A 9,751-nucleotide genomic window follows, 5' to 3' on the forward strand; every position below is an offset into this window, starting at 1 on the left:
CGAATCACCTAAGGGTAAGCCAGCCGATGCAAATCACCATCTCCGACTTCTAGGGATTTACTTTCGCTGTCGCCAATGCACTGATTCGATCACTCGTTCCAGCCTTCAAGATATAAGGAGGCTAAGGTGATTCTGGCGGTATCGCAACTTGCTTCGCGTTTTACGCGAGTCCATCTCATCATGTCGCGCTACAGCCACATTTCAGTGATCGGGTCTATCGTCTTATTCGAATTCCCGACCCTGAATGTCAGGCCGGGTCTCTCGTATCTGCAGTCACGGCTTTTCAGCAAACAGCGGTTGGGGAATCACGCTTCGGGTACCGACATGAAAAAAGGCCGGTTGCCCGGCCTTTGCTTTACGCTGCGTCGTCGATCGCCCATTTCCTGAGGATTTTCGCGGCGCGTTCCTCGTTGATCTCGACCATACGGGAAAGCTTGCGTTCCGGGCCTTCCTTGACGCGCCGATTGAAGTTTCCATCGTCGTCGCCGAGGCTGAGCAGGTCTTCGGTACTGTCGAAGCCGAAATCGGACCCGAAGCCGTCCATGAGAGCGCCACCGGCGGCGCCTGATGCAGGCGCGAAGTCCGGAAGCTCGAGGCCGGCCGCTTCCGGCGTGGCGTCGCCGAAAGCCGCGGAGCTGCCGTTGCCGCTGACGCTGCGCACCAGCGGCCGCAGACCCATCCAGACCACCACGAAGGCGACCGCGACAAAGGCGAGCGAGTTGATGATGCCGGCAAGGTTGCGGCTCAGCATGTCCATAACGCGTACACCACCGGTGGCGTCTTCAAGCAGCTGGTTTTCGAGGAAGTCCATGGCCGTGACGGTGACGACGTCGCCGCGCTTGGCGTCGATGCCGGCCGCCGAAGCGACGATCTTCTGCATTTCGGCAAGATAGGCATCAACCTTGGTCTGGTCGGCGGGTTCTCCGACCATCTTGGCGATGCGGCCCTTGTTGACCACCACAGCGATCGAAAGCTTCTCGACCTTATAGCTGTTACGCGTCGTCGCCGTCGTCTTGCTGTTGATTTCGTAGTTGGTCTGCTCTTCGCGCTTGTCGGATTTGTCCTGCGATTCGGGCCCGGCGGAACCGCCGGCCTCGGGGGCCGCCTGCGGAATGTTCTGCTCGACCGTCGTCGCGCTATCGGACTGCTTCTGCTGTGACTGCTGGGCTTCCTTCGTCGAGCGAACCGAGCGTTCGACCTTGGATTCGGGATCGTAGGTCGTTTCCTGGATCTGCTGGGCGTCCGTGTTGAGATCGGCGGTGACGCTGGAGCGGAAGTTGTCCATGCCGAGGAAGGGTGCCAGCGCCTTGTCGATGTTGGATTCGACTTCCTGCTGAACGTTCTGGACGATGTTGAGCGAGCGGTTCAGCGAGCTGTTGCTCGCCTCGTCGCCGGAAGCGAGCAGCTGGCCGGCAGAATCGAGAATGGTCACGTCATCGACGTCAAGCCCCGGCACAGCCGAGGCGACGAGGTGGCGGATAGAGGTCGCTGCGCTGCGCCCGGTGGTCGCGCTGGCGCGAATCATGACGGAGGCAGTCGGTTTCTGCTCCGCCTTCCGGAAGTTTCCGACCTCCGGCATGACGATGTGGACGCGTGCGGCTGTTATGCCCGAGATCGACTGGATGGTGCGGGCGATTTCGCCTTCCAGCGCCCGAACCCGCGTCACCTCCTGCATGAAGGAGGTCAGGCCGAGAGAGCCGACATTGTCGAAGAGTTCGTAACCGGCATTGGCGCTGTTCGGCAGGCCGCGCTCGGCAAGCATCAAGCGGGCCTTGCCCGTCATCCCCGCGGGGACGCTGATGCTGGTGCCGTCCGTGCCGACCTGGAAATTGATGTTGGCTTCGGCAAGCGCCATGCTGATCTGGTTGAGATCCGGCGAGTCCAGACCGACATAGAGCGTTTCCTGTGCCGGCTTGTTGACGAAAAGGGCAGCCGCAAGGACGATTGCGATAGAGACGGCACCGACGCCTCCAAGAATCATCAGGCGCGTTCGGCCCAAGGCGCCGAAGTTCTTAAATATCTGAACTAATTGATTTAACAGATTCATTCTGTTCTCGCACGATCCGTCAAAGACAAAGCAGGCTTATTGCCTCATCAGACGAATAGTCGGCGAAACTTGTGCGAGCGTTTCGTGGAGAACGGCAGGGCCGAAAAGGTTCCAAAGCATGTCGCGCAAAAGTGTGCAGCGGTTTTGCGAAAACGACATGCGCAAAATGGGCCTAAAGCGCAAGGCGCGAATCTGGAAGATTGCGACGCGCTTTAGAAGAAATCGAAGTCGCCGGCTGCCTTGCTCAATGGCTGGGAATGGCCGTGGCGTGTGGCGCCGCCCAATGCCTTCTGCATCTCTGCCAGCTTGACGAGGCTGAGCGCGGTTGCGACATCGACTGCCCAGCCGTGCGGGATTTCACCGGTGATGGTATCGATAAATTCGGCAAGGCCGCGCGATTTCTGCACTGCCAGATCAATGCCCTGCATGACCTTCATGGCATCCGGCGAATTCAGGATTTCGGCGCCGCCGATTTCGAGAAGCTGCGGCTCGATGCGCTCGATGAGATAGGCGACATCGTGCAGTTCGGACACGATGCGCATCAGGATGTCGCTCAGCGCTTCAACAGGCGCAGGCGGCTCCATCACCGGGTTAAATGTCATATGAAAATCCTCGCCATCAAAAAAATTCGATACTGGTTTCGACGGGCTTCTGCGGAGCGGCGGGACGCTGCTCGAGAGCGACAGTTCTCTGCGTTTCGGCGCCGGTCAGGGGGTATTGCCGCGCACGACCGGAGACCGGCCAATATTCAAGCTTGCGTCCATGCTCTCCACCGGTCGAGGAACCGACCACCGGAATGCCTTCATCCCTCAGGAACTGCACGGCGAAGGCCGCGTTCTGCTCACCGACATTGGAGAATGTCGAGATCGTCTTCGCGCCGCCGAAGATTTTTGCTTCCAGCCGGTCGCGCCGGGCGCCCTGCTTCAGGAGGCCGTTGATCAGCAGTTCCATCAGATGCACGCCGTACCGCGTGGCATCGCCACCTGAAGTCGGCGACGTCGCCGAACCGGGCAGCAGAAAGTGGTTCATGCCGCCGACACCGGCGACAGGATCTCTGAGGCACGCAGCCACGCACGAACCGAGAATGGTCGAGAGGACCGCATTCGGATCGCTCAGAACCTTGTACTCGCCCTGAATGATGTGCACGCGGCGGGCTGCCCCCTCAGTGATCATTTCAGGGCTCCAAACACGGCTTCGATGGCCGCTTTCATCTTCTCGATCGTGAACGGCTTGGCGAGCACGTTGTTGGCGCCGAGCTGGGCCGCCTTCTGCACCAGCGCGCGGTCGCCCTGGGCGGTCAGGATGATGAAGGCCGCCTTCTTGGTGTTCGGGTTGGTGCGAACAGCCTGAAGGAAGCCGATGCCATCCATCTTCGGCATGTTGAAGTCCGAGATCACCAGGTGGTGCGGCTGCTCGGCCATGATCTTCATGCCCTGCTCGCCGTCGCCGGCCGAGGTGATCTGCTTGAAACCGAGCTGGGTCAGCGCGTCGCTGAGCAGCAACCGGCTCGTTACCTGATCATCGACGATCAGAACTTTGATTTTCTCCGCGATCGACATTTATTCGGTCCCTTCCTTTCGGGCGGCTGTCATTTTCAATATTTCTTCACCGATGGCAGACAGCGGGAGCTGCTGCTCAACGGCGCCAAGTTCGTGAGCAACCCTTGGCATTCCGTAAACGACACAGGTTTTTTCGTTCTGGCCGAGCGTTCTGGCGCCGGCGTGGCGCATTTTCAACAATCCGGCGGCGCCATCGCGGCCCATTCCGGTCAAAATCACACCGACGGCATTGCGGCCCGCCAGTTCCGCGACCGAATCGAAAAGTACGTCCACCGAGGGGCGGTGACCGTTGACCGGTGCCCGGTCAACGAGACGGCAGCACGGCGCCGAGGCGCTGCTGACCTGGAGGTGACGCTCGCCGCCGGGCGCCAGATAGATCTTGCCGATTTCGAGACGGGCACCATCGGTCGCTTCCTGCACCACCGGCGCACAGAGACGGTTCAGTCGTTCGGCGAAGCTCTTGGTGAAGGTCGGCGGCATATGCTGGGTGATAACGGTCGGCGGGCAATTCGCCGGAAATTTCTGCAGCACGGCGATCAGCGCCTCGACACCGCCGGTCGACGAGCCGATCGCGACGATCTTGCGGCCGACCCGGAAATCGGCGACCGAGGGTGGTGGCGCGACGGCGGCAGCAGGCTGGGAATACTGGCGTTGCGTGCGCGCGGCGGCCTTGACCTTCTCGGCGAGGTCGCCAAACGGCCTGAGTTCGCCCGGCGCCGGCTTGCCGACGCAGTCGAACGCGCCGATCTCCAGCGCCGCAAGCGTCGCCTCGGCGCCGCGATGGGTCATGGTGGATACCATGATCACCGGCATCGGACGCAGCGTCATGATCTTTTCGAGGAAATCGAGACCGTTCATGTTCGGCATCTCGATGTCGAGCGTCACGACGTCGGGGTTCAGCCGCTTGATCGCTTCGCGCGCTTCCAGCGCATCGCCGGCCTGGCCGATGACGTTGACCTCGGGGTCGGAACTCAGCACGGCGGTGATCAGGCCCCGCATCGTCGGGGAGTCGTCAACAACGAGAACTCTTGCCGGAGCGCTCATGCCTTCCTCCCGAGACCTTTGGCCGTATAGCGATAGGTCGTGATGCCGATATTGTCGAAGACGTGTTTTGCCTCACCCGAAACGCGCTCGGAATGGCCGATATAGAGATGCCCGCCCTCCGGCAGCAAACCGGCGAAACGTTGCCAGATCTTCATCTGCGTCGGCTCGTCGAAATAGATGACGACGTTGCGGCAGAAGATGACGTCGAACTTGCCCTTGAACGGCCATTGCGCCATCAGGTTCAGCTCGTTGTAGGTGATCAGCCGCTTGACGCGGTCGTCGACCTGGAACTTCCTGCGGCCCTGTATCTCGATTTCGCTGAACCATTGCTTGCGCATGGCAGGCGACACGGTTTCAAGCGCGCTCTCGTCATAGGCGCCGGCCCGGGCGATCGCGAGAATCTTCGGATCGATGTCGGTTGCCAGGATCTTGAAGTCGTAGTCCGCGACATTCGGCATCAGCGACAGCACCGTCAGCGCGATCGAATAGGGTTCCTGCCCATCGGAGGAGGCGGCTGACCAGATGCGCACCCTGCCGCCCGATCTCGCCCGCTGCAGAAGTTCCGGCAGGACATGGTCGCGCAGGTGGTCGAAATGGTGGTTCTCGCGGAAGAAGCGGGTAAAATTGGTGGTCAGGTGCGAAAGCATCTCGCGCCGCGGCGCAGCACCCGCCGGCGAAGCGACGAGCTCGCAGTATTCCCGAAAGCCGGACAGACCGAGATTGCGGATATGCTTCGATAGACGCGAATAGACCAGCGACGCCTTCGTCTCGTTGAGGAAGATGCCGGCATCCGAATAGATCATTGCGGCGATCTCGGTGAGGTCGCGGCGCGTCAGCGGATATTCTCCGCTCGCCAGGACCTCGTCGGATCCCTGTCTCTGATCTTTTGCGCCCATTACACTCATGCGGCTTCGCTTTCGGTCTCTGGAAAGAGGGATTCGAGTTCGATCAGGCAGATCATTCGCTTCTCGATGGCGAGAATGCCGCGGGCAAATTGACGCTCGAGTTCGGAGGAGATCTCGGGCGTCGGCTGGATGGTTTCGTCGGTCACCGTCAGGATATCAGAAACGGCGTCGACCAGGAGGCCGACGACCTTACGCCGGACCTGGGCGACGATGATGACATGACGGGCGGTCGGATCGGCCGGCTTCATGCCGAGCCGGGCCGCAAGATCGATGATCGGCAGCACCGCACCGCGCAGGTTGATGACACCCAGCATATAGCCAGGCGAATGCGGCATCGCGGTCGCCGGAGTCCAGCCCCGGATTTCGCGAACCGACATGATGTTCACGCAAAATTCCTGATCCCCGATGCGGAACGCGATCAGCTCGCGATCCCCCTCGTTCAGATTTTTTACAGTGTACGACATTCCCTTAGCCCACCGCTGCTAACGACATTTCCGCTTTGAGCGACTGGCCGCGCGAGGCGCCGACAACTGCGTCGACATCGAGGATGAGAGCCACGCGGCCGTCACCGAGGATTGTGGCGGCAGCAATGCCCGGCACGTGGGTGTAGTTCGCTTCCAGGCTCTTGATGACCACCTGGCGCTGACCCTGGATGGCGTCGACCATCAGGGCGCGCTGGCCGCCGCCTTCGGATTCCACCAGAAGCGCCACGCCCTCGACCGGATTGGCCTGGGTGGCGCGGAAGTTCAGGATGCGGCCGACATCGACCAGCGGGCAGAAGCTGTTGCGGATCGAGATCAGCCGGTGGTTGGCACCGAAGGAATGGATCGCGGCAGCTTCCGGCTGCAGGGTTTCGACGATCGCGGTCAGCGGCACGACCAGCGTCTGGCCGGCGACGGTGACTACCATGCCGTCGAGGACGGCGAGCGTCAGCGGCAGGCTCATGGTGAAGACCGAACCGTGGCCCGGCTTCGAGGTGATGTTGATGCGGCCGCCGAGCGCCTGGATCGAGCGCTTGACGACGTCCATGCCGACGCCGCGGCCGGAGATGTCGGAGATCTTGTCGGCCGTCGAGAAGCCCGGCAGGAAGATCAGGTTGTCGATTTCCTCGTCCGACAGGTTGGCGTCGGCCGGGATGAGGTCGTTGTCGATCGCCTTCTGGCGGACCTTCTCGCGGTTGATGCCGGCGCCGTCGTCGGCAAGCTCGATCAGGATGCGTCCCGAACGATGCTTGGCGGTGAGGCGGACCGTGCCTTCGGTGTTCTTGCCGGCAGCTGCGCGCTTTTCGGGTGTTTCGATGCCGTGGTCGACGGCGTTGCGGATCATGTGGGTCAGCGGCTCGGCCAGCTTGTCGATGACCGTCTTGTCGACTTCGGTGTTTTCACCTTCGGTGATCAGGCGGATCGATTTGCCGGTCATGTCGGCGATTTCGCGGACGATACGCGACATGCGCTGGAACACCGGCTTCACCGGCTGCGCGCGGATCGCCATGACCGAGTCCTGGATCTCGCGGGTGAGCTGCTGCAGCTCCTCGAGGCCCATATTGATCGAGGAGGTGCCGGTCGTGTCATTCTCGATGACACTCTGCGACAGCATCGCCTGGTTGATGACCAATTCGCCGACGAGGTTGATCAGGCGGTCGACACGGTCGAGATCGACGCGGATCGTCTGGCCGGCACCGGCGGCATTGTTCTGGGCGGCAGCACTTGCTGCGGCCGCTGCGGCGGCTGCCGATTCCTTCTTCTCGACGCGGGCGGCGGCTGCGGCCATCTGCGTGACGTTGGAGGCAGTTTCGGCGGCGGCAACGGCGGCGGCCGTCTCCTCGGCCCGCGCGTCTGAGGCGGAAACCTCTTCCGTTGCGCCCGTTTCGTCCAGGATCGACAGATCGAAGGGAACCGGCACCATCGGCAGTTCGTCGTTGCTGGTCGCGTCCGCCCTTGCTTCTTCGACCGGCTTCACCGTCAGTTCGCAATCCCACTCGGCGAATTCGAAGACGGTGCGAATAGCGTCCTCGCCTTTGTCCGTCTTGATCGTGACGTTCCAGAAGAAATAAGCGCCTTCCGGATCGAGTTCCTCGAGGCCCGGCAGCTCATCCGTATTGCAATAGATCGTCATTTCGCCGAGGCGCGAGAGGTCGCGCAGCAGCAGGGTGGCGTCATTGCCCTTGGAATAGAGTTCGTAGCGCGGCTTGAAGATGACTTCATAGGCCGGCATGCCGCCCGCATCGCCTTCGCCGCCAAAATCGTCGAAGGAAAAGGGGACTGGCTGGAAGCCGCTGTCGTCGGTCGGCTTGGGGGTCGGCGCCGGAGCGGCCGGAGCAGCCTTTGCGGCGGCCTTCGGCGCCGGCGCTTCGGACGATGCCGAGGGAGACGGCAATTCGCCGTTGGCCAACGCCTCAAGTTCCTTGACGAGGCCGCGGCTGCGGCTTTCATCGACGCTGCCGCCGTCGCGTGCGGCGTTCGTCAGGTCGGCGAGCACGTCGGCCGACTTCAGCATCACCTTCAGGACATCCTGGTTCGGCTCAAGCTTGTTGGATCGAACGCAATCGAGAGTGGTCTCGAAAACATGGGCGAAGGCTACCAGATCGTCAAGGCCGAAGGCGCCGGCGCCACCCTTGATCGAATGCACGGCACGGAACACCGCATTGACGGTTTCCGGATCGCGATCGCCATCATTCATTTTCAGAAGACCGGATTCCAGCTCGGCGAGCTGCTCCTCGCACTCCTGGAAAAAGATCTCTTTGATTTCGTTCATATCCATAGGAGCAAATCCTGGGTTTAAGCGGTTACACGCTCAATGGCATCGATCAGCTTGGCCGGGTCGAAAGGCTTGACGATCCAGCCCGTGGCACCGGCCTGGCGGGCGCGGTTCTTCTTTTCCGCGTCGCTTTCGGTGGTCAGGACCAGGATCGGGATCGCCCGATATTTCTCGTTGCGGCGGACACCTTCGATGAAGCCGAAACCGTCGAGGCGCGGCATGTTGATGTCGGTCACGATGACGTCAGGATTGGACTCTTCGAGAACCTCGAGGCCCTCGATACCGTCTTCCGCCTGGATCGTCTCGAAGCCGGCATTGTTCAGCGTCACGAGAAGCATGTTTCGGATGGTGCGGGAATCATCCACGGTGAGCACTTTTTTCTTCATTGCCGAATCTCCTTGGCAAGCAGGTGGTCAATATTGACGCCAACCAGCTGCATCGTTTTCTGAAATGCGTCGGACACCTTGGAGAAGGTGAACGGCTGCTTGTCCTGCTCCCAGGTCTTCTCGGCGGACATCAGAACCTGGGCGCAAAGAGCACCGATCCGTTCGACGCCGGAAGCGTCTATCGAAAGACCGCTACCCCGGAGGGAGAGGAGTTTATCGCGCAAGGCGGAAGCCTCGTTGAGGTCGAGCACCGCTGTCAAATCCAGCGTCTTGCCACTCTTCTTTGCTGCCATCAGCTTTTCCTTGTCCCCTTATCCCCGGCCCGAAAAGACGAGCTGGGGCAATCATCCGATAGGTTAGTAAACATTCCGCCCACCTCCGACGCCTGCGAAGGGCTGTGGAAGGCCAAAATCGTCATTTTCGTATTCGTCCACGGCCGGTGCCGGACGGGCGGCGGCCTCGATGGCGCGCGGCGGTGTCACGCGAACCGGTGCTTGACGCCCGGCAGTGGCATTTTCCCGGGCGATGCGGAATTCGCGAATCGTCTGGCCGAGCTCGAGAATGACGGTGTGGAGGTGGTCGGCGCCTTCAGCGGAGCGCTCCGCAAGTCCAGCACTATCCGCCACTTCGCCACCCAGGCCCTTGACGTCTGAAGTCACGCTGTCGAGGCTTGCGGCATGTTCGCCGGTTCGAGTGGCGATGCCGGCGATGGCGGCGTTGATGTCGGTGACCTGACGCACGATGCTGCCGATCGAATCCTGCGTGCGCCCGACCATCTGCACGCCGGCGTCGACTTGCGCCTTGGTCGTCGTCACCAGCGTCTTGATCTCGCGGGCGGCTTCGGCCGAGCGCTGGGCAAGGGCGCGAACTTCCTGGGCGACGACGGCAAAACCGCGGCCGGAATCGCCGGCGCGAGCGGCCTCGATACCGGCATTCAGCGCCAGAAGATTGGTCTGGAAGGCGATCTCGTCGATCGCGCCGATGATCTGGCCGATCTTTTCGGCCGACTGCTCGATATCGGCCATGGCGCTGATCGCGCGGCCGACGACCTCG

General features: G+C 61.5%; 11 protein-coding genes. All 11 read right to left on the minus strand.

Features of this window, described 5'->3' with window-relative positions:
• Nucleotides 1-355: 355 nt before the first annotated feature.
• Nucleotides 356-2,047: a flagellar basal-body MS-ring/collar protein FliF gene (gene fliF / locus MOV76_RS18875; protein ID WP_018244797.1), complete on the minus strand. Its 1,692-nt coding sequence runs from the start codon at nt 2,045-2,047 to the stop codon at nt 356-358.
• Between the two features lie 212 nt (nt 2,048-2,259).
• Entirely contained in the window at nt 2,260-2,649 is a 390-nt protein-coding gene (locus MOV76_RS18880; protein WP_018072555.1) for a hypothetical protein, read from the minus strand.
• Nucleotides 2,650-2,665: 16 nt separating this feature from the next.
• Nucleotides 2,666-3,220 carry a chemoreceptor glutamine deamidase CheD gene (cheD, locus tag MOV76_RS18885; protein ID WP_018244796.1) on the minus strand — a complete coding sequence of 185 codons (555 nt, stop codon included), beginning with the start codon at nt 3,218-3,220 and terminating at the stop codon, nt 2,666-2,668.
• Entirely contained in the window at nt 3,217-3,606 is a 390-nt protein-coding gene (locus tag MOV76_RS18890; protein ID WP_003556488.1) for a response regulator, read from the minus strand. The genes cheD and MOV76_RS18890 overlap by 4 nt, the downstream gene beginning before the upstream one ends.
• Complete coding sequence (gene cheB / locus MOV76_RS18895) at nt 3,607-4,650, minus strand: protein-glutamate O-methylesterase CheB (RefSeq protein WP_193446806.1); 1,044 nt, start codon at nt 4,648-4,650, stop codon at nt 3,607-3,609.
• Complete coding sequence (cheR, locus tag MOV76_RS18900; RefSeq protein WP_247265059.1) at nt 4,647-5,555, minus strand: protein-glutamate O-methyltransferase; 909 nt, start codon at nt 5,553-5,555, stop codon at nt 4,647-4,649. Before cheR ends, cheB begins: the two co-directional genes overlap by 4 nt.
• Nucleotides 5,552-6,019: a chemotaxis protein CheW gene (locus MOV76_RS18905; protein ID WP_012756045.1), complete on the minus strand. Its 468-nt coding sequence runs from the start codon at nt 6,017-6,019 to the stop codon at nt 5,552-5,554. The genes cheR and MOV76_RS18905 overlap by 4 nt, the downstream gene beginning before the upstream one ends.
• Nucleotides 6,020-6,023: 4 nt before the next feature.
• Nucleotides 6,024-8,315, minus strand: a complete 2,292-nt coding sequence (locus tag MOV76_RS18910; protein ID WP_018244794.1) for a chemotaxis protein CheA — start codon at nt 8,313-8,315, stop codon at nt 6,024-6,026.
• Between the two features lie 17 nt (nt 8,316-8,332).
• Nucleotides 8,333-8,698, minus strand: a complete 366-nt coding sequence (gene cheY1 / locus MOV76_RS18915; RefSeq protein WP_003545492.1) for a chemotaxis response regulator CheY1 — start codon at nt 8,696-8,698, stop codon at nt 8,333-8,335.
• Nucleotides 8,695-8,991 (minus strand): STAS domain-containing protein, encoded by a 297-nt coding sequence (locus tag MOV76_RS18920; RefSeq protein WP_003545491.1) that lies wholly within the window; start codon nt 8,989-8,991, stop codon nt 8,695-8,697. The genes cheY1 and MOV76_RS18920 overlap by 4 nt, the downstream gene beginning before the upstream one ends.
• A gap of 63 nt (nt 8,992-9,054) precedes the next feature.
• Nucleotides 9,055-9,751 (minus strand): methyl-accepting chemotaxis protein (locus MOV76_RS18925; protein ID WP_247265060.1); only part of this gene is annotated, 697 nt, incomplete at its 5' end.

The sequence above is a fragment of the Rhizobium sp. PRIMUS64 genome (assembly GCF_023006465.1).
GTDB classification, from domain to species: Bacteria; Pseudomonadota; Alphaproteobacteria; order Rhizobiales; family Rhizobiaceae; genus Rhizobium; species Rhizobium leguminosarum.

Coding starts and splice junctions, on each gene's coding strand:
- fliF (WP_018244797.1), bottom strand. CDS start 2,047: ATGAATCTGTTAAATCAATTAGTTCAGATATTTAAGAACTTCGGCGCC.
- MOV76_RS18880 (WP_018072555.1), bottom strand. CDS start 2,649: ATGACATTTAACCCGGTGATGGAGCCGCCTGCGCCTGTTGAAGCGCTG.
- cheD (WP_018244796.1), bottom strand. CDS start 3,220: ATGATCACTGAGGGGGCAGCCCGCCGCGTGCACATCATTCAGGGCGAG.
- MOV76_RS18890 (WP_003556488.1), bottom strand. CDS start 3,606: ATGTCGATCGCGGAGAAAATCAAAGTTCTGATCGTCGATGATCAGGTA.
- cheB (WP_193446806.1), bottom strand. CDS start 4,650: ATGAGCGCTCCGGCAAGAGTTCTCGTTGTTGACGACTCCCCGACGATG.
- cheR (WP_247265059.1), bottom strand. CDS start 5,555: ATGAGTGTAATGGGCGCAAAAGATCAGAGACAGGGATCCGACGAGGTC.
- MOV76_RS18905 (WP_012756045.1), bottom strand. CDS start 6,019: ATGTCGTACACTGTAAAAAATCTGAACGAGGGGGATCGCGAGCTGATC.
- MOV76_RS18910 (WP_018244794.1), bottom strand. CDS start 8,315: ATGGATATGAACGAAATCAAAGAGATCTTTTTCCAGGAGTGCGAGGAG.
- cheY1 (WP_003545492.1), bottom strand. CDS start 8,698: ATGAAGAAAAAAGTGCTCACCGTGGATGATTCCCGCACCATCCGAAAC.
- MOV76_RS18920 (WP_003545491.1), bottom strand. CDS start 8,991: ATGGCAGCAAAGAAGAGTGGCAAGACGCTGGATTTGACAGCGGTGCTC.